The sequence below is a fragment of the Phycicoccus ginsengisoli genome, from assembly GCF_054779295.1.
In genome coordinates, this window is the sequence record NZ_BAAGYN010000004.1 from 164,695 (window position 1) to 191,215 (window position 26,521).

26 protein-coding genes are annotated in these 26,521 nt (G+C 73.5%); 17 read left to right on the top strand and 9 right to left on the bottom strand.

Features of this window, described 5'->3' with window-relative positions:
- Positions 1-9 precede the first annotated feature (9 nt).
- On the bottom strand, positions 10-396 hold the full coding sequence (locus tag ACYVDO_RS08140; protein ID WP_460934593.1) for a hypothetical protein: 387 nt from the start codon (positions 394-396) through the stop codon (positions 10-12).
- A gap of 277 nt (positions 397-673) precedes the next feature.
- On the opposite strand from ACYVDO_RS08140, the gene ACYVDO_RS08145 reads away from it, so the two are divergent.
- A complete protein-coding gene (locus ACYVDO_RS08145) occupies positions 674-1,726 on the top strand; it encodes an SGNH/GDSL hydrolase family protein (RefSeq protein WP_460934595.1) in 1,053 nt (350 codons plus the stop codon).
- Between the two features lie 113 nt (positions 1,727-1,839).
- Here the strand turns inward: ACYVDO_RS08145 and ACYVDO_RS08150 are convergent, their stop codons facing one another.
- The gene (locus tag ACYVDO_RS08150; RefSeq protein WP_460934597.1) at positions 1,840-2,781 is read right to left on the bottom strand and encodes a sugar-binding transcriptional regulator; all 942 of its coding nucleotides are present in this window, start codon (positions 2,779-2,781) and stop codon (positions 1,840-1,842) included.
- Between the two features lie 190 nt (positions 2,782-2,971).
- Between ACYVDO_RS08150 and ACYVDO_RS08155 the strand changes: the two genes are divergently transcribed.
- The 8 genes from ACYVDO_RS08155 to ACYVDO_RS08190 all read left to right on the top strand — a co-directional run bounded on the left by ACYVDO_RS08155 (position 2,972) and on the right by ACYVDO_RS08190 (position 11,925).
- The gene (locus ACYVDO_RS08155; protein ID WP_460934599.1) at positions 2,972-4,333 is read left to right on the top strand and encodes an ABC transporter substrate-binding protein; all 1,362 of its coding nucleotides are present in this window, start codon (positions 2,972-2,974) and stop codon (positions 4,331-4,333) included.
- Positions 4,333-5,274 carry a carbohydrate ABC transporter permease gene (locus ACYVDO_RS08160; RefSeq protein WP_460934601.1) on the top strand — a complete coding sequence of 314 codons (942 nt, stop codon included), beginning with the start codon at positions 4,333-4,335 and terminating at the stop codon, positions 5,272-5,274. The genes ACYVDO_RS08155 and ACYVDO_RS08160 overlap by 1 nt, the downstream gene beginning before the upstream one ends.
- Positions 5,271-6,188, top strand: a complete 918-nt coding sequence (locus ACYVDO_RS08165; protein WP_460934603.1) for a carbohydrate ABC transporter permease — start codon at positions 5,271-5,273, stop codon at positions 6,186-6,188. The genes ACYVDO_RS08160 and ACYVDO_RS08165 overlap by 4 nt, the downstream gene beginning before the upstream one ends.
- A complete protein-coding gene (locus ACYVDO_RS08170; protein WP_460934605.1) occupies positions 6,185-7,759 on the top strand; it encodes a mannitol dehydrogenase family protein in 1,575 nt (524 codons plus the stop codon). The genes ACYVDO_RS08165 and ACYVDO_RS08170 overlap by 4 nt, the downstream gene beginning before the upstream one ends.
- 4 nt (positions 7,760-7,763) lie before the next feature.
- Positions 7,764-8,786, top strand: a complete 1,023-nt coding sequence (locus ACYVDO_RS08175) for an NAD(P)-dependent alcohol dehydrogenase (RefSeq protein WP_460934607.1) — start codon at positions 7,764-7,766, stop codon at positions 8,784-8,786.
- Between the two features lie 2 nt (positions 8,787-8,788).
- On the top strand, positions 8,789-9,850 hold the full coding sequence (locus ACYVDO_RS08180; protein ID WP_460934609.1) for a zinc-dependent alcohol dehydrogenase family protein: 1,062 nt from the start codon (positions 8,789-8,791) through the stop codon (positions 9,848-9,850).
- Positions 9,851-11,293 carry a xylulokinase gene (locus ACYVDO_RS08185; protein WP_460934611.1) on the top strand — a complete coding sequence of 481 codons (1,443 nt, stop codon included), beginning with the start codon at positions 9,851-9,853 and terminating at the stop codon, positions 11,291-11,293. It abuts the gene before it with no gap.
- Positions 11,294-11,436: 143 nt separating this feature from the next.
- Positions 11,437-11,925, top strand: a complete 489-nt coding sequence (locus ACYVDO_RS08190) for a cupin domain-containing protein (protein WP_460934613.1) — start codon at positions 11,437-11,439, stop codon at positions 11,923-11,925.
- A gap of 62 nt (positions 11,926-11,987) precedes the next feature.
- Here the strand turns inward: ACYVDO_RS08190 and ACYVDO_RS08195 are convergent, their stop codons facing one another.
- Positions 11,988-13,511: a PucR family transcriptional regulator gene (locus tag ACYVDO_RS08195; protein ID WP_460934615.1), complete on the bottom strand. Its 1,524-nt coding sequence runs from the start codon at positions 13,509-13,511 to the stop codon at positions 11,988-11,990.
- Positions 13,512-13,532: 21 nt separating this feature from the next.
- On the opposite strand from ACYVDO_RS08195, the gene ACYVDO_RS08200 reads away from it, so the two are divergent.
- The 6 genes from ACYVDO_RS08200 (at position 13,533) to ACYVDO_RS08225 (ending at position 19,516) form a co-directional block, all read left to right on the top strand.
- Positions 13,533-14,891, top strand: a complete 1,359-nt coding sequence (locus tag ACYVDO_RS08200; RefSeq protein ID WP_460935049.1) for an NAD(P)/FAD-dependent oxidoreductase — start codon at positions 13,533-13,535, stop codon at positions 14,889-14,891.
- Positions 14,892-15,158: 267 nt separating this feature from the next.
- A complete protein-coding gene (locus tag ACYVDO_RS08205) occupies positions 15,159-15,461 on the top strand; it encodes a metal-sensitive transcriptional regulator (protein ID WP_460934617.1) in 303 nt (100 codons plus the stop codon).
- 67 nt (positions 15,462-15,528) lie between these two features.
- Entirely contained in the window at positions 15,529-15,747 is a 219-nt protein-coding gene (locus ACYVDO_RS08210; protein ID WP_460934619.1) for a heavy-metal-associated domain-containing protein, read from the top strand.
- Positions 15,744-16,712, top strand: a complete 969-nt coding sequence (locus tag ACYVDO_RS08215) for a hypothetical protein (RefSeq protein WP_460934621.1) — start codon at positions 15,744-15,746, stop codon at positions 16,710-16,712. The genes ACYVDO_RS08210 and ACYVDO_RS08215 overlap by 4 nt, the downstream gene beginning before the upstream one ends.
- Positions 16,702-19,014: a heavy metal translocating P-type ATPase gene (locus ACYVDO_RS08220; protein WP_460934623.1), complete on the top strand. Its 2,313-nt coding sequence runs from the start codon at positions 16,702-16,704 to the stop codon at positions 19,012-19,014. Before ACYVDO_RS08215 ends, ACYVDO_RS08220 begins: the two co-directional genes overlap by 11 nt.
- 145 nt (positions 19,015-19,159) lie before the next feature.
- Complete coding sequence (locus ACYVDO_RS08225; protein WP_460934625.1) at positions 19,160-19,516, top strand: GatB/YqeY domain-containing protein; 357 nt, start codon at positions 19,160-19,162, stop codon at positions 19,514-19,516.
- Between the two features lie 92 nt (positions 19,517-19,608).
- Here ACYVDO_RS08225 and ACYVDO_RS08230 read toward each other — a convergent pair whose 3' ends face one another.
- The 3 genes from ACYVDO_RS08230 to ACYVDO_RS08240 all read right to left on the bottom strand — a co-directional run bounded on the left by ACYVDO_RS08230 (position 19,609) and on the right by ACYVDO_RS08240 (position 21,690).
- The gene (locus ACYVDO_RS08230; protein WP_460934627.1) at positions 19,609-20,007 is read right to left on the bottom strand and encodes a TraR/DksA family transcriptional regulator; all 399 of its coding nucleotides are present in this window, start codon (positions 20,005-20,007) and stop codon (positions 19,609-19,611) included.
- 73 nt (positions 20,008-20,080) lie between these two features.
- Positions 20,081-21,184 carry a lysylphosphatidylglycerol synthase transmembrane domain-containing protein gene (locus ACYVDO_RS08235; RefSeq protein WP_460934629.1) on the bottom strand — a complete coding sequence of 368 codons (1,104 nt, stop codon included), beginning with the start codon at positions 21,182-21,184 and terminating at the stop codon, positions 20,081-20,083.
- A gap of 128 nt (positions 21,185-21,312) precedes the next feature.
- Positions 21,313-21,690, bottom strand: coding sequence for a UBP-type zinc finger domain-containing protein (locus tag ACYVDO_RS08240; RefSeq protein ID WP_460934631.1), 378 nt, complete (start codon positions 21,688-21,690; stop codon positions 21,313-21,315).
- A gap of 69 nt (positions 21,691-21,759) precedes the next feature.
- Between ACYVDO_RS08240 and ACYVDO_RS08245 the strand changes: the two genes are divergently transcribed.
- On the top strand, positions 21,760-22,257 hold the full coding sequence (locus ACYVDO_RS08245) for a DUF427 domain-containing protein (RefSeq protein ID WP_460934633.1): 498 nt from the start codon (positions 21,760-21,762) through the stop codon (positions 22,255-22,257).
- Positions 22,258-22,280: 23 nt separating this feature from the next.
- Here ACYVDO_RS08245 and ACYVDO_RS08250 read toward each other — a convergent pair whose 3' ends face one another.
- From ACYVDO_RS08250 to ACYVDO_RS08260, 3 genes are read right to left on the bottom strand one after another with little or no spacing between them, the layout of a single operon-like run.
- Positions 22,281-23,270 (bottom strand): hypothetical protein, encoded by a 990-nt coding sequence (locus ACYVDO_RS08250; protein WP_460934635.1) that lies wholly within the window; start codon positions 23,268-23,270, stop codon positions 22,281-22,283.
- Positions 23,263-24,201, bottom strand: a complete 939-nt coding sequence (locus ACYVDO_RS08255; protein ID WP_460934637.1) for an amidohydrolase family protein — start codon at positions 24,199-24,201, stop codon at positions 23,263-23,265. Before ACYVDO_RS08255 ends, ACYVDO_RS08250 begins: the two co-directional genes overlap by 8 nt.
- A gap of 54 nt (positions 24,202-24,255) precedes the next feature.
- Complete coding sequence (locus tag ACYVDO_RS08260) at positions 24,256-24,687, bottom strand: SRPBCC family protein (RefSeq protein WP_460934639.1); 432 nt, start codon at positions 24,685-24,687, stop codon at positions 24,256-24,258.
- Positions 24,688-24,847: 160 nt separating this feature from the next.
- Here ACYVDO_RS08260 and ACYVDO_RS08265 point away from each other — a divergent pair, with 160 nt between their 5' ends.
- Positions 24,848-26,479: a DHA2 family efflux MFS transporter permease subunit gene (locus ACYVDO_RS08265; protein WP_460934641.1), complete on the top strand. Its 1,632-nt coding sequence runs from the start codon at positions 24,848-24,850 to the stop codon at positions 26,477-26,479.
- Positions 26,480-26,521 lie beyond the last annotated feature (42 nt).

Genomic DNA, 26,521 nt, shown 5'->3' on the forward strand with positions numbered 1-26,521 from the left:
CAGGGACGTTCACAGACCCCGGTCGGCCGAGTCCGCTCCGCCGTCGGCACCGCCGTCGTGGCCACCGGCGTTCGCACCGCCGTCCGCCGGACCCTCGCCACCAGCGCCGGCATCCGCGCCACCGTCCGCCCCGCCGTCAGCACCGCCATCGCGGCCACCGGCGTTCGCACCACCGTCGGCCGGACCCTCGCCACCGGCACCACCATCCGCGCCGCCGTCCGCGCCGCCGTCGTGGCCGCCGAGGTTGGCACCGCCGTCGGCCGTGCCCTCGCCGCCGGCACCACCGTCGGCGCCACCGTCGGCGCCACCGTCGTGACCGCCTGCGTTCGCGCCGCCGTCGGCCGGACCCTCGCCGGTGCCGAGCGTGCTGTCGTCGTTCATGGGGGTCTCGCTCATCGCTGTTCTCCCTGGGGGTTCGGCGACGCCCGTGCGCCGCCTGCTCTTCCTATTCCCATTCCCCGGCAGGCGCCACTCGAGGACCCCGCGTTTGCGCAGGTCAACGCGGCGGGTTCCGTGGTGGGGTGCCGGACCGTCCGCCGTCGGGGTGGCAACGGTCGCGGCTCGGGCTGGGGTTGGTCAGGACTTGGCAAGAGCGGGCCGCCGAGCCTCCCGCCGGGCCCGGCCGCCGACCTAGGGTGCGGACACCGACCCACAGGACCGCAGGGAGACCTCCATGGCGATGACCCGCCCGTTCGCAGCCGTGGCAGCACTCGGGGCCGCCGCCGCCCTCACCCTGGCCGCGTCGCCCGCGCAGGCCGCGAGCTCGTACGTCGCCCTCGGCGACTCCTACTCCTCCGGCACGGGCACGCGCACCTACCTCGCCGACGGCACCTCCTGCCAGCGCTCGGTCTATGCCTACCCGTCCCTCATCGCGGCCGCGAAGGGCCTGGCCCTGAACTTCCGCGCCTGCTCGGGCGCCACGGTCGCTGACGTCACCAACACCCAGCTGTCCGCGCTCGGCACCGGCACCACGTACGTCTCGATCTCGGTGGGGGGCAACGACGCCGGGTTCGCCGACGTCCTCACCGAGTGCGCCCAGCCGGGTTGGATGAGCAACTGCAACGGCGCCATCGACACCGCCCAGGGCATCATCAGCAACACCCTCCCCGGTCGACTGTCGACCCTCTACGCCTCGATCCGCGCCAAGGCGCCCAACGCGCGGGTCACCGTCGTCGGCTACCCGCGGATCTTCAACGGCGAGGACTGCAACGCCTTCACCTGGTTCTCACCGTCAGAGGAGTCGCGGCTCAACCAGACCGCGGACCTGCTCAACCGCAAGCTCTCGGCGCAGGCGTCGGCCAGGGGCTTCGCCTTCGCCAACCCGACGAGCCGCTTCACCGGCCACGCGGTCTGCGACAGCACCGAGTGGCTCAACGGCCTGTCCAACCCGGTCAGCGAGAGCTACCACCCCAACGTCGCCGGGCACCGCGACGGCTACACCCCGCTCGTGAGCACGCCCCTCACCGGCTCGGCGCTCACCGTCTCGGCCGCCACCCTGCGGGTCGCCGGTGAGTCCGGCCCGACGCTGGCCACCCAGCAGCGACGGTATGCCGCGGCCGACCGCACCATCGTCCCGGAGCAGTTCCGCCTGCCCGACCTCACGACGCCGCGGGCCAGGGCAGCGGCCCAGCGCGCCGGGGTCGACCTGTCCAGCCGGGCGAGCATCGACGCCGCGGACCGCGCCTGGTCCCAGCGCCGGGCCCGGGCCGCCGCACACACCCCCTGACCCCCTTCCCCGCGAAACAACGGTTGCTCGACGTCCCGCGGGCTGTCGTCCCGCGGGTTGTCGAGCAACCGTTGTTTCCCGCAGGCCGTCACGAGGTCTGTGCCCAGGGGTGGTCAGCCGGCGAGGAGGGCCTCGGCGAGGCTCGTGTCGACGACGAGGCCCTGGACGAGACCGCCCTCCAGCGCGGCGCGCACGGCCGGCGCCTTCGCCGGGCCGGAGGCGAGGGCGATGACCTCGGGTATGCCGGTGAGCACGTCGGCGTCGATCGTCACCAGGCGCGCAGCGACCCTGGGGCGCAACGGTTTGCCCTTCGCGTCGAAGAAGACGCCGGCGAGCTCGCCGACGACCCCGGCGCGCGCCAGGTCCGCGCGCTCGGCCGCGCCGAGCAGGTCGTGGATCGTGGACTCGCTCGCCGCCCACCGCCCGATCCCGACGACAGCCGTGGTGACCCGGCGGGCGGCCTGCAGGCCCTCGGCGACGGCGGGCTGGCGGCGCAACGCGTCAGCACTGGCCTTGGTGTCCAGGACGAAGGGTGCGTAGAAGACGCGGGCGGTCCCGCCGGACAGCCGGGCCGCCCGCCTGACGATGTCGACGGCACTGCTGTCGAAGTCGGGCAGGGCGATCGCGCCGGTGAGCTGCACGACGTCGACGTGCGGCAGCGAGGTGAGCGCGCCCACCATCGCGTGCACCATCCGCGACCAGGGCAGGCCCAGGACGTCGCCGGGTTCGAGCACCTCGGCGACCAGGTCGGCCGCTGCGCGTCCCAGCTGGTGGCGGACCGAGCCCGGGTCCTGGTCGGCGGGTTCGACGACGACGGCGTGGCGCAGGCCGTACCGCTCCTGCAACCGCGCGGAGGCGTCCACGTCGAGCGCCCCCTGCCGGACGATCTCGATCCGCACGAGCCCACGCTCCCGCGCGGACTCGAGCAGCCGGGCCACCTTGAAGCGGCTGATCCCCAGCTCCTCGGCGATCTCCACCTTGGACTGGTTCTGCAGGTAGTGCCGCCGGGCCACCGCCGCGAGCAGCACGAGCTCTGCGGGTCCTTCGTCGGTCACGGCTCCATCCTCCCCGTTGACAGCGTCCCCCGGCACGGTTTTACTCGGCATTACTCGTTTGCGCATGATCTCGCTCAGATGAGCGGATGTCGACACACCACCCGGCCCGAGCGCAGCTCGCCGGGGCAGGAGCACGACCCAGGGCAGGACCTCAGACCAGGGAGCCGTCAACGGCGACGGAGGAGGACGCGTGCGGAACCGGATTGCACGAGGCGCGGTGGTGGCAGCCGCCACGGCGACGACGCTCGGCCTGTCGGCCTGCGCAGGATGGGGAGGAGGCGTCGGCGGCGGTGGCACGGACAGCATCAACGTCCTCATGGTCAACAACCCGCAGATGGTCGACCTGCAGCGGCTGACGGCCGCGAACTTCACCAAGCAGACCGGCATCCGGGTCAACTTCACCGTGCTGCCCGAGAACGACGTCCGCGACAAGATCAGCCAGGAGTTCTCCAGCCAGGCGGGGCAGTACGACGTCGCCTCGCTGTCGAACTTCGAGATCCCGATCTACGCCAAGGCCAAGTGGATCGCGCCGCTCGACAGCTACATCGCCAAGGACCCGGGGTTCGACCAGCAGGACATCCTCAAGCCGATGCAGACCTCGCTGTCGAGCAACGGCAAGGTCTACGGCGAGCCGTTCTACGGCGAGTCCTCGTTCCTCATGTACCGCAAGGACGTCCTGGCCGCCAAGGGCATCACGATGCCGCAGAAGCCGACCTGGCAGCAGGTGGCCGACATCGCGGCCAAGGTCGACGGTGCCCAGCCCGGCATGAAGGGCATCTGCCTGCGCGGCCAGCCCGGCTGGGGGCAGCTGTTCGCGCCGCTCACGACCGTCGTCAACACCTTCGGCGGCACGTGGTTCGACAAGGACTGGACGCCCAGGGTCAACGCGCCGGAGTTCACCCAGGCCGTGCAGTTCTACGTCGGCCTGGTCCGGGCCCACGGCGAGAAGGGCGCACCGCAGGCCGGCTTCACCGAGTGCCTCAACAACCTCGTCCAGGGCAACGTCGCCATGTGGTACGACGCCACGTCGGCGGCCGGCTCGCTCGAGGCCGACGACTCCCCCACCAAGGGCAAGTTCGGCTACGCCCCCGCACCCGTGGTGAAGACCGACTCCTCGGGCTGGCTCTACGCGTGGTCGTGGTCGATCCAGCAGGCCAGCACCAAGAAGGACAACGCCTGGAAGTTCATCTCCTGGGCCAGCGGCAAGGACTACGAGAAGCTCGTCGGCACCCAGCTCGGCTGGGCCAAGGTGCCGGCCGGCAAGCGGGCCTCGACCTACGAGAACCCCGACTACCTCAAGGTCGCCTCGGCCTTCGCCGGCCCCACCCGGGACGCCATCCAGGCGGCCGACCCGGAGAACCCCGGTGTCCAGCCCAGGCCCGCCATCGGCATCCAGTTCGTCGACATCCCCGAGTTCCCGGACCTCGGCACGCAGGTCAGCCAGGACGTGAGCTCGGCCATCGCAGGCAAGACGTCCGTCAAGGACGCGCTCGACAAGGGACAACAGCTCGCCGACGACGTCGCCGAGCGCTACCAGGCGAGGGGGCAGTGATGGCGACCACGGCGACGGCCCGGACGGGGCACGGCGAGGTGGCGGCACCGAGCCGGACGCTGCAGAAGACGGGTGCCTGGGCGCGACGGGCGCCCCTGCTGCCCGCACTCGTCTTCATCATCGTGATGACGCAGGTCCCGTTCCTGGCGACGCTGGTCATCTCGTTCATGAACTGGAACGCGTACTACCCGGACGAGCGCGGGTTCGCGGGCTTCGACAACTTCGCCCGCGTCTTCACCGACACCAACACCCGCTCCGCCGTCCTGGTGACCATCTTGCTCACCGTCAGCGTGGTCGTCGTGAGCCTCGTCCTGGGGCTGGCCATCGCCCTGCTCCTCGACCGGAAGTTCGTGGGTCGCGGTGCGGTGCGCACGCTCATGATCACCCCGTTCCTCGTGGTGCCGGTGGCCGCGGCGCTGCTGTGGAAGCACGCCCTCTACAACCCCGAGTACGGCCTGTTCAACGGCCTGCTCAAGGCTGTCTTCGGCGCCAACGCGCCGCAGCCCGACTGGATCACGAACAACCCGCTCATCGCGATCATCGCCGCCCTCGTGTGGCAGTGGACGCCGTTCATGATGCTGATCCTCCTGGCGGGACTGCAGAGCCGGCCGCTCGACGTCGTGGAGGCAGCGCGCATCGACGGGGCCGGCTCGTGGCAGATCTTCCGGAGCATGACGCTCCCGCACCTGCGGCAGTACATCGAGCTCTCCGCCCTGCTCGGGGCGATCTACGTGGTGCAGAACTTCGACCACGTCTTCACGATCACGTCCGGCGGCCTCGGCACCGCGAACCTGCCGTACTTCATCTACCAGACGTTCTACACCGCACAGGACTACGGCCGGGCGTCCGCCGCCGGCGTGGTCGTCGTGATCGGCACCATCCTCATCGCGACCGCCGCACTGCGCACTGCCTTCAGCCTGTTCAAGGAGGAGACCCGATGAGCACCGCTGCCGAGCCGGAGACCACGGACACCCCCACGGGGCAGGCACGCCGCTCCGGCACCGTCCCGGGGTCGGGACCGCGCCAGGAGGTCCGGTATGCCCGCGCCCCCCGCAGCGGGCTGCTCCTCACCGCCGTGGCGTGGCTCGTGGGCATCCTCTTCGCCCTGCCGGTCCTGTGGATGATCCTCACGTCGTTCCACAAGGAGACCGACGCGGCCAAGAACCCGCCCGACGTCTTCGCGCCGCTGTCGCTCGACGGCTACCGCACCTTCTTCGCCGCGGGACCGTGGCCGCCGCTGCTCAACTCCCTCACGGCCAGCGTGCTGTCGACGGTGCTCGTGCTCCTGCTGGCGTTCCCCGCGGCGTACGCCCTGTCGATCAAGCCCGTGAAGAAGTGGACCGACGTCCTGTTCTTCTTCCTCTCGACCAAGATGCTGCCGATCGTGGCGGGCATCCTCCCGCTGTACCTCTTCGCGCAGAAGGTCGGCCTGCTCGACAACATCTGGTGGCTCATCCTGCTCTACACCTCGATGAACCTGCCGATCGCGGTGTGGATGCTGCGCTCGTTCCTCGCCGAGGTGCCGGTGGAGATGCTCGAGGCCGCCTCGGTCGACGGTGCCAGCCTCACCCGGACCCTCAGGGACATCGTCGCCCCTGTCGTCATGCCCGGCATCGCCTCGGCTGCGCTGATCTGCTTCATCTTCAGCTGGAACGAGCTGCTGCTGGCGCGGGTGCTGACCGGCACGGTGGCAGGGACGGCGCCGGTGTTCCTCACCGGCTTCGTGACGAGCCAGGGCCTCTTCCTCGCCAAGGTGTGCGCAGCCTCCTTCGTCGTGTCGCTGCCCGTGCTGGCGGCCGGGTTCGCCGCCCAGGACAAGCTCGTGCAGGGCCTGTCGATGGGAGCCGTCAAGTGACGGGGGCAGCACCCGACCAGCCGCCGGCGGCCGCCAGCACCGCGCCGGTCCCGTTGTCCGGCAGCACGCTCGGTGACCTCGACCCGCGCGTGGCCGTCCCGGCATACGACCGGTCGAAGGTGACCGCGAGCATCGTCCACTTCGGCGTCGGCGGGTTCCACCGCGCGCACCAGGCGATGTACCTCGACGCGCTCATGAACGACGGCGAGGCCCTCGAGTGGGGGCTGTGCGGGGTCGGGGCGCTGCCGCACGACCGGCGGATCATCGACACCCTGCGAGCCCAGGACGGCCTCTACACGCTCGTGGTCAAGCACCCGGACGGGCACCGCGAGCCCCGCGTCATCGGCAGCATCGTCGACCTGCTCTTCGCCCCCGACGACCCGGCTGCCGTGGTGGACCGGCTGGCCGACGAGGGGACGCGGATCGTGTCGACGACGATCACCGAGGGCGGCTACCTCGTCAACCAGGTGACGGGCGAGTTCGACGCGCAGGACCCCTCGATCCAGGGCGACCTCGCGGCCGACTTCGCCGGGGGCGACGCGCCCACGACGGTCTTCGGCTTCATCACGGCCGGGCTGGACCGGCGCCGCCGCGAGGGGCGGGCGCCGTTCACGGTGATGAGCTGCGACAACCTGCCCGACAACGGCGACGTCGCCCGGCGGATGATGACCGCCTTCGCCCGGCTCAAGGACCCCGAGCTCGCCGACTGGATGGAGCGCGAGGTGTCGTTCCCCAACTGCATGGTCGACCGGATCACCCCGGTCACCGCGCAGGAGGACATCGACCGGCTGGCCGAGGAGTTCGGCGTGCGAGACGGCTGGCCCGTCGTCTGCGAGCCGTTCACCCAGTGGGTGCTCGAGGACTCGTTCGGCAGCCAGGGGCGCCCGCCGTTCCAGGACGCGGGAGTCCAGGTCGTCGACGACGTCGTGCCGTACGAGCTGATGAAGCTGCGGCTGCTCAACGCCAGCCACCAGGCGCTGTGCTACCTGGGGTTCCTCTCCGGGTACCGGTACGCGCACGAGGTCTGCCAGGACCCGCTGTTCCGCCGGTTCCTGCTGGCCTACATGGAGCGCGAGGGCAGCCCGACCCTGCCCGAGGTGCCGGGCGTCGACCTCGACGCGTACCGGCACGAGCTGGTCGAGCGGTTCGCCAACCCCGAGGTGCGCGACACCCTGGCCCGGCTCTGCGCCGAGTCCTCCGACCGCATCCCGAAGTGGCTGGTGCCGGTCATCCGCGAGAACCTGCGCAGCGATGGCGAGATCGAGCTCTCCGCCCTCGTCGTCGCCTCGTGGGCCCGGTATGCCGAGGGGCGCGACGAGCGGGGCGAGCCGATCGAGGTGGTCGACCGGCTCAGGGACCGCGTCATGTCCGCGGCCGCGCGGCAGGGGGAGGACCCGCTGGCGTTCGTCCGCGACCGCGACCTCTTCGGCGACCTCGCCGACGACGAGCGGTTCGCCGCGGCCTACACCTCGGCGCTGGCGCGGCTCCACGACGTCGGCGCCCGGGCGACGCTCGAGGCGTGGGACGCCTCGGACCGGGCGGCCGACGTTCCCGGCAGCGGGGCAGACTGACCGCATGCGCGTCGCAGTCCTGACCTCGCCCGGCGTCGTCGAGCTCCACGAGCGGCCCGACCCCGTGCCCGCCCCCGACGAGGTGCTGGTGCGCGTCCGGGCCGTGGGGGTGTGCGGCTCCGACACGCACTACTTCGACCACGGACGGATCGGGCGGTTCGTCGTCGAGTCACCGCTCGTGCTCGGCCACGAGGCCGCCGGGGTCGTCGAGGCGGTCGGGTCGGGCGTCGACCCAGCGCGCGTCGGGCAGCGGGTGTCGGTCGAGCCCGGCGTGCCGTGCCGGTCGTGCGAGCAGTGCCTCGCCGGGCGCTACAACCTGTGCCCCGACATGGTCTTCCACGCGACGCCGCCGGTCGACGGCTCGCTGGCCGAACTCGTCGCGATCCACCACGCGTTCGCCCACCCGGTGCCCGACTCCGTCAGCGACCTCGAAGCCGCCCTGTGCGAGCCGCTGTCCGTGGGGGTGTGGGCGTGCCGCAAGGGCGCCGTCGGCCCGGGCTCCCGCGTGCTCGTCACCGGCGCCGGCCCGATCGGGCTCGTGTGCGTGCAGGTCGCCCGCGCGGCCGGGGCCAGCGAGGTGGTGGTCGCCGACGTCAACCCCGACCGGCTCGCGGTCGCCCGCGAGCTCGGCGCCACAGGCACCGTGACCTCGGGCGAGCAGTCGCTCGCCGACGCGTACGCCGGGCGGGCGGCGCCCGAGGTGCTGCTCGAGTGCTCGGGCCACCCCGGGGCCACCGTCGACGGCATCCGCGCGCTCGCGCCGGCAGGACGGGCCGTCCTCGTCGGCATGGGCGGCGACGAGCTGCCCCTACCGCTGTCGGTCGTCCAGGAGCGCGAGCTCGTCGTGACCGGGACGTTCCGGTACGCCGGGACGTGGCCCACCGCGATCGCCCTCGTCGCCTCCGGTCAGGTCGACCTCGAGCGGCTGGTCACGGGGCGTTTCCCGCTGGCCGACACGGCCGCCGCGCTCACCGCCGCCCGCGACACCCCCGGCGCGGTGAAGTCGGTCATCGAGCCGCAGGAGTGAGCGTGCCGGCGACCCTCCCGCGGACGATGCAGGGCGTGCGGCTGCCGGGCGACAGCACGGTGGAGCACGTCGAGGTCGACGTCCCCGCTCCGGGACACGGCCAGGTGCTGCTGCGGATGCGCGCGTCCTCGATCTGCGGCAGCGACATCCGCGCGATCTACCGCGAGCACCTCGGTCACGGCGCCGAGGCGTACCAGGGGGTCGTCGCCGGCCACGAGCCGTGCGGCGAGGTCGTGGAGGTCGGGCCGGGAGGGCGCAGCCTCGCCGTCGGCGACCGGGTCGTCGTCTACCACATCGCCGGGTGTGGGATGTGCGACGAGTGCCGCCGCGGGTATGCCGTGGGGTGCCTCTCGCCGTTCCGCGCGGCCCACGGGTGGCAGCGTGACGGCGGGCACGCGGACTACCTCCTCGCGGAGGAGGCGTCGTGCCTGCGGCTGCCCGCGCCGTTGACCTTCGTCGACGGCGCGCTCGTGTCGTGCGGCTTCGGGACGGCGTACGAGGGGCTGCTCCGGGCGCGGGCCTCCGGTCGCGACCGGCTGCTCGTCACCGGTTTGGGGCCGGTCGGGCTGGCCGCGGCGATGCTGGGCCGGGCGCTCGGTGCCACGACGGTCGTGGGCACGGACACCTCCCCCGAGCGCGTCGCGCTGGCGGCGGAGCTCGGGCTGGTCGACGTGGCCGTCACCGCCGACGAGGTCGACGAGGCGGTTGCTGCAGCCACCGCCGGCGAGGGGTGCGAGGTGGCGATCGACTGCTCGGGCGCCGCGCCGGCCCGGGAGGCCGCGCTGCGCAACACCCGACGCTGGGGGCGGTGCGTCTTCGTCGGGGAGGGCGGGCGGGTCGACTTCGCCGTCTCGGACCTGCTGATCCACAAGCAGGTCACCCTGCACGGCTCCTGGGTCACCTCGCTGCAGCACATGGACGAGCTGCTGCACCTACTGGTCCGCACCGGCCTGCACCCGGAGGCCGTCGTGACCCACCGCTACCCGCTCGCCGAGGCGGCCACGGCATACGAGGTCGCCGACGCCGGCCACGCCGGCAAGGTCTGCATCGTGATGGAGGACTGAATGAGCTCCGCTGCCGACTCGTCCGCGCCCACCCTCGTCGCGGGCGTCGACTCCTCGACCCAGTCGTGCAAGGTCGTCGTCTGCGAGGCCGACACCGGGCGGGTGGTGCGGACCGGTCGCGCACCGCACCCCGACGGCACCCAGGTGCACCCCGACCGGTGGTGGGAGGCGTACCTCGCGGCGACCGCGGGCGGCCTGCTCGACGGCGTCTCGGCCGTCGCGGTCGGTGGCCAGCAGCACGGCCTCGTGGCGCTCGACGAGGGCGACGAGGTGATCCGCGAGGCGATGCTGTGGAACGACACCAGCTCGGCCCAGGCGTCCCGCGACCTCATCGAGGAGCTCGGCGGGGCGGCCGAGTGGGTCGACCGGACGGCGCTGGTGCCCGTGCCCAGCTTCACCGTGACCAAGGTGCGCTGGCTGGCCGAGCACGAGCCGGAGCACGCCGAGCGGCTGGCGCGCGTGGTCCTGCCGCACGACTGGCTGACGTCGCAGATCCTCAAGCAGGGCAACGGTTTCCGTGAGCACGTGACGGACCGTGGGGACGCGTCCGGCACCGGGTACTTCTCGGCGGTCGACGACACCTACCTGCCCGACCTCCAGCGGCTCGCGCTCGGCCGCGAGTTCGGGACGCCGAGGGTGCTGGGCCCGGCACAGGAGGCAGGGCGCACGGAGTCGGGCATGGTCGTCGGGCCGGGCACCGGCGACAACGCCGGGGCCGCCCTCGGCCTGGGGCTGCGGCGTGGCGACGTGGTCGTGTCGCTGGGCACCAGTGGTGCGGTCTTCGCGGACAACGCACGGCAGGTCCGGGACCCGAGCGGCGACGTGGCGGGGTTCGCGAGCGCGAGCGGCGGCTTCCTGCCGCTGATGTGCACGCTCAACGCCGCCCGGGTGCTGACGGCGGCGGCCCAGCTCGTGGGGACCGACCTCGCCGGCCTCGACCGGCTCGCCCTCGCGGCCGACCCCGGCGCCGGTGGCCTCAGCCTGCTGCCGTACCTCGACGGCGAGCGCACCCCGAACCTGCCGCACGCGACCGGCACCCTGGGCGGCCTGACCCGCACCAACGCGACGCCGGAGAACCTCGCCCGCGCCGCCGTCGAGGGAATGCTGGCCAACCTGGTCGCCGGCGTCGAGGCGCTGCGCTCGCTGGGAACGCCGGTCGAGCGCGTGCTGCTCATCGGTGGTGCGTCGGCCTCGCGCGCCGTCCGCGAGGTGGCCCGGTCGCTGTTCGGGGTGCCGGTGGGCGTCCCGGAGCCGGGCGAGTACGTGGGGCTGGGCGCCGCACGGCAGGCGGCCTGGGTGCTCTCGGGCGCCGAGCAGCCACCGCAGTGGGAGGTCCGGCTGGAGCAGAACCTCGAGCCGGACGGAGGTGGGGCCGGTGATGGGGCCGCGGACGAGGTCCTGGGCAGGTACGCCGCCCTGCTCGCCACCGTCCACGCCCGCTGACCCCCCGCAATCTTGGCCCAACATTCGCCCTGCTGGTGAAGATTCACCGTCCCAGCGAATGTTGGCCCAACATTCGCCCTGCTGGTGAAGGTTCACCGGGCCGAGGGCGTGATCCGCAGGGCGTTGGCGGGCACGATGGCGCCATGAGCTACCCACCACCGATCTACGACGGCGAGACGGGCGAGGTGAGCGCCCGGGCGAGGCTGGCCGGCGGCGAGCCGGACCTGGTGTACCCCAACGGGAACCGCGTGCACTACCTCACGACGGGAGAGGGCAGCGGCGGCACCTACGGGCTCTACCGGTGGGAGTTCGCCGGTCCCCCCAGCGGTCCCGGCGCGCACTTCCACCGGACCATCACCGAGTCGTTCTACGTCCTCGAGGGGGAGGTCACGATCTTCGACGGGGCCGCGTGGAACGCGATGCACGCCGGTGACTTCGTGCACGTGCCCGCCGGTGGGCTGCACGGGTTCCGCAACGAGTCGGGGCCGGCCGCGATGCTGCTGCACTTCGCGCCGGGCGCGCCGCGCGAGGCCTACTTCGAGGGGCTGGCGCGGCTGGGCGCCGGCGAGACCATGACCGACGCCGAGCGCGACGAGTTCATGCGGTACCACGACAACCACTGGGTGGACTGAGACGGCCGGCTGACCCGAGCGGGTCGCCGGTCCCGGTTCAGCCCGTGACGAGGCGTGAGCCGCTATGCCGACGGGGGCCCCTCGAGGGCGGCCAGCTGGAGCCGGACCGCCAGCCGGACCGTGGGGTCGTCGAGGTCCAGCCCGGCCAGGTCGGCGAGGCGCGTCATCCGGTAGCGCATCGTGTTGGGGTGCACGTGGATCGCCCGGGCAGCCGCACTCGGGGCGCCCGGGTGGTCCAGCCACGCGGCGAGGGTGCGCAGGTGGTCGGTCGCGTGCACGGCGTCGTGCTCCTGGAGCAGCCGCAGCGGCCCGAGGGCCTCGTCGGGCAGCGCGGCGGCTGCGCGGGCGACGGTCACCTCGGCCCACAGGTCCTCGTGCCGGCGCACCATCTCGGTGCCCGCCGCGACGCGGTCGGCCTCCTGGGCCTCGGCGCGTGACCGCTCCAGCCCGGTGGGGTGGGAGGCCGGGCGGCCGGCCCGTGCCGTGAGCCGGAGGCCCTCGCCCCGGGTCCGCTTGACGACCTCGCAGAGCCAGGGCCACGACCCCGGCGCGGCGTCCTCGCCCTCGCGCACCACGGCATACGCCCTGCCGTCGAGGTCGGCGATGAGCGGCTGGTTCCACGCGTGCCGCCGCAGCACCGACTCCCACACGTCGAGCGTGCGCGAGGGGTCGCCGGCCGCCCCGAGCGCCACGACCCGCCACGGCCCGCGCGGGAGCCAGTCCTCGGCCCCGCTGGCGTTGCCCGACAGCGCCGCGCGGAGCCGGTCTGCGGCGACCCGGCGCGACAGGTCGCTCTGCGCGCGCAGGCGCAACAGGTGCAGCGCGACGACGGCAGAGGTCTGCACGAGCTCGGCGACGAGGGTGGCGGGTGGCCGCTGCTCCACCACGGCCCAGATCGAGCCGAGCCACTCCCCACCCGCGCGGACCGGCACCACGAGCCGGGGTTTGGTGACACCCGAGGCCGGGACGTAGACCGGCTCGGATGACCGAGCGAGCCGGCGGAAGACGCCCTGCGCACGCAGGGTCGCCAGCACCTCGTCGGGGACCCGGCGGCCGACGATCGTCGACACGCGGGCAGGGTCGGCGAGGTCCTGCCGGGAGGAGTACGCGAGCACCCGCGACTGCGCGTCCTCGATCGTCACCGGTGCCTCGACGAGGGCGGCCGCCGCGTCCGCCAGGGCGAACAGGTCGTCCTGGACGGGGGCGTCCTCCCGGCGCCCGGGTCCGACCGCCGCGCGGTCGAGGACGCCGCGCAGCAGCCACACCAGGTGCGCCCAGGAGGCCTGGTCGGCGAGCTCGACCAGGGCGATGCCCTCACGCCTGGCGCGGGCGCGGACCTCCCGCCGGCGACCGAGGGAGCGGCGCAGGACGACGCCACCCGCCCCTGCGGCGGCGGCCCGGGCCAGGAGGTCCCCGGCCGCGTCCGGCCCGTCGACCCCGACGCCGAGGACCAGGTCGCCCGGCTGGCCGACGATGTCCTGCGCGGGTTCGGCGATGGTGAGGTCGTCCACCTCGGCCCCCGGGCGGGGGACGGCGAGCGACAGCAGGCCGGAGAGCGTCCCCACGAGGTCGGTGACGGCGAGCACGGTCCCAGTCTGGATCGGGTGGTGCTCAGCGCACAACCTGGTGCGTCTGGTTCATGCTCCGGCGCCAAGGCGACCGCAGCCGCTGCCTGTCACGCTCGAACCATGACTTCCTCCCCCGCCGTCACCGCTGCCGGTCTGCCCACTCCCCGTCGTGTCGCCGTCGTCGGCGCCGGGATGGTGGGCCTGTCCACCGCCTGGTTCCTCCAGGAGCACGGGGTCGAGGTCGTCGTCCTCGACCGCGAGGGCGTCGCCGCCGGCTCGTCGTGGGGCAACGCCGGCTGGCTGACCCCGGGCATCGCGACCCCGCTGCCCGAGCCCGCGGTCCTCAAGTACGGCCTGCGCGCGGTGCTGTCGCCGTCGTCCCCCGTCTACGTGCCGCCGAGCGCGAACCCGGACTTCCTCAAGTTCGTCACCGGCTTCACCCGTCACTCGACCATGAAGGCCTGGAAGAAGGCCATGGGCTCGCTCGTGCCGGTGAACGACCTGTCGCTGGAGAGCTTCGACCTGCTCAAGGCGGGCGGGGTGCAGGCCGACACGATCGAGGCGAAGTCGTTCCTCGCGTCGTACCGCACCGAGGAAGAGCGCCGGACGCTGTTCGAGGAGATCGAGCACATCCACGCCGCCGGCCAGGCGATCGAGTTCGAGGCGCTCACCGGCGACCAGGCCCGCGCCATCGAGCCGAGCCTCTCCGACGAGATCGGCGCGGCGATCCTGCTCAAGGGCCAGCGGTTCATCAACCCGGGCGCCTACGTCCACGCCCTCGCCGACTCGGTGCGGGCCCGCGGCGGCAAGATCGTCGACGGCGCCACCGTGTCCGACATCCGCGACACGGGCCGGGGCGTGGCGGTCACCACCGCCGAGGGCGCGGTCGAGGAGTTCGACGCCGCCGTCCTCGCGACCGGCGCCTGGCTCGGGAAGCTGGCCCGGCAGTTCGGCGTGAAGAAGGTCGTCCAGGCCGGCCGCGGCTACTCCTTCTCCGTCGCGATCGACCACGTCCCGAACGGCCCCGTCTACTTCCCCGCCCAGCGCGTCGCCTGCACGCCGATCGGCGACCGGCTGCGCGTCGCGGGGATGATGGAGTTCCGCAAGCCCGAGGCCGCCCTCGACCAGCGCCGCATCTCGGCCATCGCCGAGGCCGCCCGCCCGCTGCTGCGCGGCGCCGACCTCGACGCCCGCCAGGACGAGTGGGTCGGCTCCCGCCCGTGCACCGCCGACGGCCTGCCCCTCATCGGGGCGACGAAGTCCCCGCGCGTGTATGCCGCGGGCGGCCACGGCATGTGGGGCATCACCCTCGGCCCGGTCACCGGCCGGCTGCTCGCGCAGACCATGGTCACCGGCAAGCAGGTCGAGCAGCTGAGGCCCTTCAGCCCGTTGCGCTGACCCCGTCGGCCGGCACAGCCGGCACAGCCGGCCCACCCGGCATACCGGCGCACCCGGCATACCGGCCCACCCGGCGGCACACCGGCGCACCGGCGCACCGGCTGTTCCGCACAACGGCAGTTGCGAGCATGAAACGGCACTTGCGCAGTCCCGTTTCACGCACGCAACTGCCGTTTTGCCGTGTCGGGGTCCGGGGGTCGGACGCCGAGGTGAGCGGTTCCCCCGGCTTGACGAAATACCATAGGGGGGTATCGTGTTGCCATGAGCATGAGTGAGACACAGCACCCCGTGCACGGGTACACCCCGATGAAGGACAGCCACCTCAAGCGACTGCGTCGCATCGAGGGACAGGTGCGGGGCCTGCAGCGGATGGTCGAGGAGGACAAGTACTGCATCGACATCCTCACCCAGGTCTCCGCGGCCACGAAGGCGCTGCAGTCGTTCTCGCTCGAGCTGCTCGAGGAGCACCTCGAGCACTGCGTCGTCGACGCCGCGCGCAAGGGCGGCCCCGAGGCGCAGGAGAAGGTCCGCGAGGCCTCCGACGCCATCGCGCGGCTCGTCCGCTCCTGACCACCTGGTCCGACCGGCCCGGCGAGCCTCGCCCGGCTACCCCACCCCACCACCCGAGGAGAACCCCATGAGCACCCAGACCTTCGACGTCGTCGGCATGACCTGCGGCCACTGCGCCAGCGCCGTCACCGAGGAGCTCAGCGCCCTCGACGGCGTCACCGACGTCCAGGTCTCCCTCGTCGCCGGCGGCACGTCCGCCGTCACCGTCGAGGCCGACCGTGAGCTCACCCCGGCTGAGGTGAACGCCGCGCTCGACGAAGCGGGCAACTACAGCCTCGCGCAGTGAAAACCGCGACCCGGGTCGGCGCCTTCGGCGCCGGCCTGGCGGTCGCGTTCGGCGCTGCCCTCGGCGTCGGGCACCTCACCGATCCCCGGATGCCCTCGGCCCCGGCCGGCGCCCACGCGGACGCCGGCGGCCACGACGGCGCGGGTGACGACGCGATGACCGGGGAGGCCGCGGGCGGTCACTCCGACGGCGGTCACGCCGGCATGGAGGCCGAACCGGCCGCGGCCGAGGTGCCCGGCGGTCTCCAGGTCGCCGAGAACGGCTACCGGCTCGTGCTCGACCACCCGACCACCGCCGCGGGCCGCGGCGTCCCCGTCTCGTTCCGCGTCCTGGACGCGCAGGCCGAGCCGCTCACCACCTACACCCGGGCGCACGACAAGGACCTGCACCTCATCGCGGTGCGCCGCGACCAGACCGGTTTCCAGCACGTCCACCCGACGCTGGCCGCCGACGGCACCTGGTCGAGCGCGCTCGACCTGACGCCCGGGCCGTGGCGCGTCTTCGCCGACTTCGACCCGGCCGGCCAGGCCCCGCCAACCACGCTGGGCGCGGACGTCTTCGTGCCGGGATCCTTTGTCCCACAGGAGCTCCCGGCCGCGAGCAGGACCGCGGCCGTCGACGGGTACACCGTCACGCTCGACGGCACCCTGACGCCCGGCCGCGACTCGCGCCTCACCCTCTCGGTGTCCCGCGCCGGCCGGCCGGTCACCGACCTGCAGCCGTACCTCGCGGCATACGGGCACCTCGTGGCCCTGCGCCAGGGTGACCTGGCGTACCTCCACGTCCACCCCGACGGCGAGCCCGGCGACGGACGCACGCAGCCCGGGCCCGGCATCGTCTTCCACACCACCGCACCGAGTGCCGGCACCTACCGGCTGTACCTCGACTTCAAGCACGGCGACGTCGTGCGGACCGCAGCGTTCACCGTCGTCGCCGGGAAGGAGGCCACCCCCCATGGCCACTGACACCGGAACGACCGGCGGTACCCCCGACGCCGGCGCCGCCACCGCCACCGCCACCGCCACCCGCGACGTCGAGCTCGTCATCGGCGGCATGACCTGCGCGTCCTGCGCCGCCCGGATCGAGAGGAAGCTCAACAAGCTCGAGGGCGTCACGGCGTCGGTGAACTACGCGACCGAGAAGGCGCGCGTGACCTTCCCCGACACCCTCACGCCCGACGACCTCGTGCAGACCGTCGAGCAGACCGGCTACACCGCCGAGGTCCCCGCGCCCCGGGAGTCCGCGCCGACCGGCACGGCGGGTCCCGAGGAGCAGGCCGACACGGCCCTGCGCACCCTGCGCCACCGCTTCCTCGTCTCGGCGGCCCTCGCCGCCCCGGTCATCGTCCTCGCGATGGTGCCCGCGTGGCAGTTCCGCTACTGGCAGTGGGCCTCGCTCGTCCTCGCGGCGCCGGTCGTCGTGTGGGGCGGCTGGCAGTTCCACCGCGCCGCCTGGACCAACCTGCGGCACGGCCAGTCGACGATGGACACGCTCGTCTCGGTCGGCACGCTCGCCGCCCTCGGCTGGTCGCTCTACGCCCTGTTCCTCGGCACCGCCGGCGAGCCGGGCATGACCCACCCGTTCCGGTTCACCCTCGAACGCACCGACGGCGCAGGCAACATCTACCTCGAGGCCGCCGCGGGCGTCACCGCGTTCCTCCTCGCGGGCCGGTATGCCGAGGCGCGGGCCAAGCGCGCGTCCGGCGCCGCCCTGAGGGCGCTGCTCGAGATGGGGGCCAAGGAGGTCAGCGTCCTGCGGGGCGAGGGCGACTCGGCCCGCGAGGAACGCGTGCCGGTCTCCGAGCTCACGGTGGGCACGCGGTTCGTCGTGCGCCCGGGCGAGAAGATCGCCACCGACGGCGAGGTCGAGCAGGGCACCAGCGCCGTCGACGCCTCGATGGTGACCGGTGAGTCCGTGCCCGTCGAGGTCGGCCCCGGGGACGCCGTCATCGGCGCGACCGTGAACGCCGGCGGCCGCCTGGTCGTCCGCGCCACCCGGGTCGGTGCCGACACCCAGCTCGCGCAGATGGCCCGGCTCGTCGAGGACGCCCAGAACGGCAAGGCCCAGGTGCAGCGCCTGGCCGACCGCGTGTCGGCGGTGTTCGTGCCCGTCGTCATCGCCCTGGCCGTCGCGACGCTCGGCTTCTGGGTCGGCGCGGGGGGCGGCTGGACCGCAGCGTTCACCGCCGCGGTCGCCGTGCTCATCGTCGCCTGCCCCTGTGCCCTCGGCCTGGCCACCCCGACCGCCCTCATGGTCGGGACCGGCCGTGGGGCCCAGCTCGGCCTCATCATCCGTGGACCCGAGGTGCTCGAGTCCACGCGTCGGGTCGACACCGTGGTGCTCGACAAGACCGGCACCGTGACCACGGGCCGGATGACGGTCCAGGACGTCGTGGCCGCCGAGGGCGAGGACGCCGCCGAGGTGCTGCGCCTGGCCGGCGCGGTCGAGGGCGCGTCCGAGCACCCGGTCGCCCACGCCATCACCACCCGCGCGGCCGAGGCGGGCACCCTGCCCGCGGTCGAGGACTTCGCCTCGACGGCCGGGCTCGGGGTGCAGGGCGTCGTCGAGGGCCACGCCGTCGTGGTCGGCCGCCCGCAGCTGCTGCAGGACTGGTCCGTCACCGTGCCCGAGGACCTGGTCGCGGCGCTCGACACCGCACGGGGGCGTGGCGCCACCGCCGTCGTCGTCGCCTGGGACGGGGCCGCCCGCGGCGTCGTCGCGGTCGCCGACACCGTCAAGGACACCTCGGCCGAGGCCGTCCGGCGGTTGCGTGACCTCGGGCTGCACCCCGTCCTGCTCACCGGAGACCACGAGGCCGCGGCGCACGAGGTCGCCCGCGCGGTGGGCATCGACGAGGTCATCGCCGACGTCCTGCCGCAGGACAAGGTCGACGTCGTGCGCCGGCTCCAGGACGAGGGCCGGGTCGTCGCGATGGTCGGCGACGGTGTCAACGACGCGGCCGCCCTGGCCCAGGCCGACCTCGGGCTCGCGATGGGCACCGGCAGCGACGTCGCGATCGAGGCGAGCGACCTGACGCTCGTGCGGGGCGACCTGCGGGCCGCGCCGGACGCGATCCGGCTGGCCCGGCGGACCCTCGGCACGATCCGCGGCAACCTGTTCTGGGCGTTCGCCTACAACGTGGCAGCGATCCCGCTCGCCGCGACGGGGCTGCTGAGCCCGATGATCGCCGGTGGCGCGATGGCGCTGTCCTCGGTGTTCGTGGTGACCAACAGCCTGCGGCTGCGGGGATTCCAGCCGGCCCGCTGACGGCCCTGGTCCCGGGACGAGCTCACCGAGAGAGGTCGACCACGAGGGCTCCCGGCGGGGTTGGGGTGCAGAGGTGGCGTATCCGTCACCCCTGCGCCCCCAAAACCGGGTGAAGGGGAGCAGGCGGGGCTGGCAGTATCGTCGGATGAGCGACCAGGACCTCCGGAACCGGCTGCAGCAGGCCCTGCTCCCGGCCATGCGGGCTCGCGACGCCGCCGCGGTGAGCGCGATCCGCTCGGCACTCGCAGCCGTCGCCAACGCCGAGGCCGTCCCGGTGCAGCGGCCGAGTGCGTCCCTCGGCGACGGCCCCGTGGCCGGCGCCGTCGGGGTCGGCGCCGCGGAGGCTCCCCGGCGCGAGCTCGTCGACGGCGAGGTCCGCGCGCTCGTCGAGGCCGAGGTGGCCGAGCGCCGCCAGGCGGCCGACCAGCTCACCTCGGCCGGCCGCGCGGATGCCGCCGACCGCCTGCACGCCGAGGCCGACGCCCTCCTGCGCCACCTCTGAGCCCGCAGCGAGTGTCAGCCGGAGCCGGCCGGCCGGTCCGGGCCAGCCGGGCCGGCCGGGCGGGCGGGGCGTTGCCGGCCAGGGGTCGTGGGTCAGCCGGCGCAGGCGACGTGGGTCGTGGCGGTCGGGCGCGCCTCCAGCCGTTCCTCCGGGATGGGCAGCCCACACACCGTGCACACCCCGTAGCTGCCGTCCTCGACGCGGTGAAGCGCGGCCGTCACCGCGTCGAGGTGGTCGACGGCGAGCCGGGCCAGGGCATCGACCTGCGCCCGCTCGTACGCGATCGTCGCGCCCTCCGGGTCGTGCTCGTCGTCGGCGTTCGAGCCCTCCGACGCCGCGACGATCGCGGCCACGTCGGCCTCGCGGTCGCGCAGCGCGGCGAGCGTCCGCTCCCGCTCCTGCCCGAGCAGCTCCCTGGCCCGCTCGAGGAGGCGGGCGCGCGCGTCCCCGGACCTCGGCGCTGCCGGTCGGGTGGACGGATCGTTCGACACCCGTCGAGCGTAGGCACCGGACGGGCCCCGACGCGAGGCCGCCGGCTGCGCGGAGGGCTCGACGGGGTGGACCCTAGGCCGCGACGGGGCGGCGACGCAGCGACCAGGCCAGCATCGACAGCCCCCCGACCGGGATCTCCGCCCCGAAGACGAAGCCCCGGTAGAGCAGCACCCCCGCCGCCGCCAGCGCCGGCTCGACCCCGAACGCGACGAGCACGCCGACCATCCCCAGCTCGACGATCCCCGAGGCCCCCGGCGTGATCGCCGCCATGGTCAGGATCCGCTCCACCGCGAACGCCGCGGCCACGACGGCCGGGTGCACGTCGGCCCCGATCATCCGCAGGCCGGCCCAGAGAAGCAGCGCCTGCAGCCCGGCATACGCGAGCTTGGCCAGGACCATCCGGCCCCACCCGGCGGCGACGAGGCCGGCGCTCTCGCGGCGGAACGACGCGGCCCGCTCGGCGTACCCCTCCTCGGCCCGGGGCAGGAAACGGACCCGGGCGACGACGCGGTCGGCCCACCGGCCGACGCACCGGACCGCCCGGTCATCGCGCGCCACCAGCCAGACCACCAGGACGCTGCCGGTGAGCAGCCCGAGCCCCACGTAGGCCGCGGCGCTGACGCTGCTCGACACCTCCACCCCGGCCACGGCGAGCCAGAGCAGGGCGAGACCCGGCAGGACGAACTTGAGCAGGGTGTCGACGAGGTTGGTGATCACGGCCCAGCGGCCGAACGCGGCGGTGGTGAAGCCCCACGAGCGGGCCATCCGCCAGTTCGCGACAGTGCCGGCCGCGCCGCCGAGCGGCAGCAGGTTGGACACGAACGACCCCGTGAGGTTGAGCAGCAGCGCCCGGCGGTGCGACAGCCCGGGCATCGCGGCGGTGAGCGCGGGGGTCTGGGCCCACAGGCCGGCCAGCCACACGACGGTGAGGACGCCGATCTGCAGCAGGCTCAGCCCGCCGAGTGCCGCCGCGATCTGGGACCACTCGGCGCCGGCCACCTTCGGCAGCGCCAGGGCGAGGATCCCGACCGCGAGGCCGCCGGACAGCAGCAGCTTGGCGGCCCTCCCCCCGCCGCGACCCCCCGGTGCACGGCGGGCGAGCCGGTCCGGCGCGGTCGCGGACCGCGGTGGTGCGGTCGGCGCCGTCGGCTGGGTCGGCTCGGTGTGGAGGGCCATGCCCCCACGGTGCCCGGTCCGCAGCGCCCGGCGCATCCGGCTTTCTACCCATCTCGACCCCCATGACGGACTAGTCCCTCAGGGTCGACCCCGAGGACCGGTGGCCCGCTCCGGTCCGCCGCGGGCGGTCAGTGCAGGTGCTCGCGCCAGTCGGCGGGGACGGCCCCGGCCGGACCGGGGACGGGCTGGTCGGCCGGGTGGCTCTGCGGGTCGGCGAGCCGCGGGCCCAGGAACCCCTGACCGCTCGGGTAGTCCCAGAACCAGTCCTCCCCGGGCTCGAAGCTGGCGATGACCGGGTGGCCGGTCTCGCGGTGGTGCGCCGTCGCGTGCTGCGACGGCGAGGTGTCGCAGCAGCCGACGTGCCCGCACTGGGCGCACCGGCGCAGGTGCACCCACCAGCCGCCGGCCGCCAGGCACTCGACGCACCCGGTGCCGCTCGGCGGGACGTCCGGGTAGATCCCCTCGCGGACCCTGTCGGTCTGCTGCTCACTCGTCGGGTCTTGCATCGGACCACCTCCGGACCCCACGGTAGGACGCAACCGGCGCGATCGCCCGGGACGACCTAGCGTGGCGGCATGAGACGCCCCACGCCCCTGCCGGCCGGTCCCGGGCAGGAGTCCGTCTGGGACTACCCCCGCCCGCCCCGCGTCGAGCGCAGCGACCAGCACGTCGAGGTCTGGCTCGGCGGGGTGCGGGTGGCCGACACGACACGCTCGTGGCGGGTGCTCGAGACGAGCCACCCCCCGACCTACTACCTGCCCAGCGACGCGTTCGCGCCCGGTGCGCTGCGCCCCGCCGAGGGCTCGTCGTGGTGCGAGTGGAAGGGCCGCGCGGCCTACCTCGACCTCGTGGCGGGCGAGGTCCTCGCGCCACGAGCCGTGTGGACCTACCCCGAGCCGAGCGCCGGGTTCGAGGAGCTGCGGGGGGCGTATGCCGTGATGCCCGGCCTGGTGGACCGCTGCGTCGTCGACGGCGAGACGGTGCGCCCGCAGGAGGGCGGCTTCTACGGCGGGTGGGTCACCGACGCGGTCGTCGGCCCGTTCAAGGGAGGGCCCGGCACGCACGGCTGGTGAGGCGGCAGCGCGCGCGACCTGCGTCAGTCGCGGTCCTCCAGCGCCTGCCGCGCCTCGACCAGCACCGCCTGCGCCTGCTTGCGCGCCCGGACGGCGTCGGTGACCGCCTCGAGCGCTCGCTCGTCGGCCTCCCGGGCCTTGGCCAGCTGGCGCTCGACGACCGCGAGGCGCTCGCGGGTCTCCTCGGCCTTCTCCCGGGCGGCCGTCACCGCGCGCTCGGCAACGTCGAGCCGGCCCTCGGCCTCGGCCAGCTGCGCCGCGCGCTCGGCCCGGACCTCGGCCTCGTCCGGCTCGCCGGACTCCTCGGACAGGTCGGACTCGTCGGCAGCCTCCTCGAGGTCCTCGTCGGTCGCGTCGGCCGGCTCCCCCTGCCCGGCGGTACTGCCGCGACCGCGGCTGGCGCCGCGGCCGGACCCGGTGCCACGACGAGCCCCGTCGCCGAGGCCGGGGCCGCCTCGACGCGCGCCGCCACCTCCGGGGACCACCGTGAGGATCGCGCCACCGGCCGTCCGGGCGAGCGCCTCGGCCAGGTCGACCTCGCCGAAGCCGCTGTACGACAGCGACCGGGTCAGCTGCCCCGACGTCACGGCGGCGGACGCCCTCTCGTCGGCCAGCGCCGCGATGGCCGTGGCCCGCACCTCCTGCAGGACCGCCGGGCTGAGCGACCGGGCCGCCGCCGCGGCCACCCGCGCGGCCGCGGTCACGAACGCCTCGACGGCGGCATCGCGCTCCTTGCGCATCCCGGTCAGCGCGGCGGCGTCGAGACGTGACTGGGCCTCGCGCATCCGCTCCCCCAGCTCGACCAGGTCCGCGACGACGCCGGCCTCCTCACGGGCCGTGGCGTTGACGGCCCACGCGGCCACGCTCGGCTTGCGCAGCTTCCCGATCTCCGTGGCGGCTGCCTTGTCCGAGTCCGCCTTCGCAGCGGCGACCAGCCGCGACCGGGTGGCCATGAACGTGTCCGGCTCCACGGCATACAGCTCCTGCATCGCCTCCGCGACCCGGTCAGGCACCGCCGACCTCCAACCCCAGCAACCGGGCACCGTTGTGCCACAGCACCTTCCGCAGCCACTCGTCGCCCAGGCCCAGCCGGTGGAGGGCCTCGAGCTGATGCGCGTACGGGTAGGGGATGTTGGGGAAGTCAGACCCCAGGACGACCCGGTCGGCGAGCCCGGCGAGCCGCTCGACGTAGGCCGGTGGCAGCGGGGCGAAGGCGTTCGCGAAGTCGGTGCCGGCCATGGTCGTGTCGAGGTGCACGCCCGGGTACCGCTCGGCGAGGTCCGCGAACGCGTCGTACTCGCCCATGCCGAGGTGCGCGACGACGAGCACCAGCCCCGGGAACCGCTCGAGCACCGTCTCGACCGGCCGGGGGCCGGTGTGCTCGCCGTCCTTGGGCGCCGAGCCTGCGTGCAGGACGACGGGGACCCCCGCCGCCTCCAGGGCCGCCCACGCGGGGTCCAGCTGCGGGTCGTCCGGGGCGTACCGGCCCACCTGGACGTGCATCTTGAACAGCCGGGCCCCGTCGGCCAGCGCCCGCTCGACCAGGTCGCCGACGCCGGGCTCGGGGTAGAGGGTCGCGCTGTGCACGGCGTCCGGCACGCGGCCGGCGAACTCGGCGCACCACTCGTTGAGCCAACCCACCATCCCCGGCTTGTGGGGGTAGGTCAGCGACGGGATCGCCCGCACCCCGATCGCGCGCAGGGTGGCCAGCCGCGTGGCCTCGTCGTCGCGGTAGTGGATCGGCCACGGCTGCCCGTAGTGCTGGGCCGCCTCGTCGAAGTAGGCCCACACCCTGGCCAGCATCCGCTCGGGCAGGAAGTGCACGTGGATGTCCGCGAGGCCCGGGAGCCCGAGGCCGCGCCAGTATGCCGGGACCTCGGCGTCCGTCTGCGGCCCACCTCCGGGCGCCGGGTCCGGCCGTGGGGCGGGTGGTGACGGGCGCACGGTGGCAACGCTACGGCATCCGCGGGCGTGGGCCCACGGCCACCGGGGCGGTGGCTACGGGGCGCCCAGCTCGCGCTGGATGCCCTCGACCGTCTCGTCGCCCAGCTTCTCGAAGATCCGCTGCATCAACGGCTCCGCCAGCTTGGCGACGCCGTTGAAGACGATGTGGGCGTGGTAGGTCACCGTGCTGCCGGCCCTGGTGGCCACGACCCGGATGTCGTCGGTGGAGGTGGCCGTCTTGTTGGTGCCGCGCAGGACGACGTGGTCGGACTCGAGGGTCACCAGCTCGTAGTCGATCTCGGTCTCCCGTCCCAGCAGCTTGGTCACGTTGCGCCACCGCGCGCCGACCTGCACCGGTCCGTCGTCGACGCGTTCGCAGCGCACGGTCCCGGGGTCCCAGGCCACAGCGTGGGTGAAGTCGGCGAGGTAGGAGACCACCTCGGCGGGCGGGCTGCTGACCGGGAACGAGCGGATGACGTCGACCATGGGGATGACGCTAACCCGGCAGAAAAGGTGGCGCGCGTTGTCGGGGACCGGTACTAGCCTCGGTCGAGGGGGCGTCGCAGGGTCGCGCACCGCTCAGCCAACGCCTCGCGGCTTCGCCGTGGGCACCCGTCCGAACCTGTCACCGTCCGAAGAGGTACCCGTGTCTGCACCAGCCACGACTCCTGTGAACTACCCCGAGAAGATCGACGCGGCCGTGCTGAAGGTCGCCGGTGTGGTCGTCCTCGGGGCGATCATGTCGATCCTGGACATCACCGTCGTCAATGTCGCCCTGCGCACGTTCCAGACCGCGTTCGGTGGTGAACCGCTGGCGTACTCCACCGTCGCGTGGACCGTCACCGGGTACACCTTGGCCCTGGCCACCGTGATCCCGATGTCGGGGTGGGCCGCCGACCGGTTCGGCACCAAGCGGCTGTACATGATGGCGATCCTGCTGTTCACCCTCGGCTCGGTGCTGTGCGCGACCGCCACGTCGATCGGGATGCTGATCAGCTTCCGGGTCCTGCAGGGCCTGGGCGGGGGCATGCTGATGCCGCTGGGCATGACGATCATGACCCGCGCCGCCGGCCCGAACCGGATGGGCCGGCTCATGGCGATCCTGGGCATCCCGATGCTGCTGGGCCCGATCTTCGGCCCCATCCTGGGCGGCTGGCTGATCGACCACTTCACCTGGCACTGGATCTTCCTGATCAACGCCCCGATCGGCCTGGTCGCCCTGGTCTACGCCTGGTTCGCCCTGCCCAAGGACAACCCCCAACCCTCGGAGTCCTTCGACTTCGTCGGCATGCTGATGATGAGCCCGGGCCTGGCCCTGTTCCTGTACGGCGTGTCCTCGATCCCCGGCGAGGGCGGCATCGGCCACACCAAGGTGCTGCTGCCCGGCCTGGTCGGCCTCGCCCTGATGGTCGCGTTCGTGCTCTACAGCTTCAAACCCAAGCACCCGCTGCTGGACCTGCGCCTGTTCGCCAACCGCAACCTCACGGTCTCGATCATCACCATGTTCATCTTCGCCGCCTCGTTCTTCGGCGGGCTGCTGCTGATCCCGCAGTTCCTGCAACAGGTCCAGCACGAGACCCCCCTGACCGCGGGCTGGCTGGTCGCCCCCCAGGGCGTCGGGGCCATGCTCACCATGCCCATCGCGGGCGCGCTGGCCGACCGGTTCCCCGTCGGCCGGATCGTCCCGTTCGGGCTGGTCCTGATCATCGCCGGCATGTTCACCCTCACCCAGATCCAGGCCGACTCCTCCCACTGGGGGTTCCTCATCCCCGTCCTGTTCGTCATGGGCCTGGGCATGGGCGCCACGATGATGCCGATCATGACCTCGGCACTGAAGACCCTCACCCACCACGACGTCGCCCGCGGGTCCACCCTGCTCAACATCACCCAACAGATCGCCAGCTCCGTCGGCGTCGCCACCTTCTCCGTCGTCCTGACCAACCAGATCAACAGCCGCCCCCTGGCCGCCCAGGGCGGGCAGTACCTCGAGGTCGCCACCACCCAAGGCGTCAAGGCCGCCCAAGCCGCCGCCAGGCAGCTGCCCCTGGTCGGACAGTTCTTCACCGACCACGGCGGCAACCCCGCCACCGCTCTGAAAGCACTCGCCGACGAGGTCGCCACCCTCACCGCCGACGCCTACGCCCACACCTTCTGGGTCGCCGCCTGCCTCGTCAGCCTCTCCCTGGTCGCCGCCCTCTTCCTGCCCCGCAAACACGAGGAGTCGCACCTGCTCGACGACGCCGACGCCCAGGGCGCACCGCCGGTGATGATGCACTGACGCAGGACCTCCTGCTGCGGGTCCGCGAGGAGTTCGGCGTCG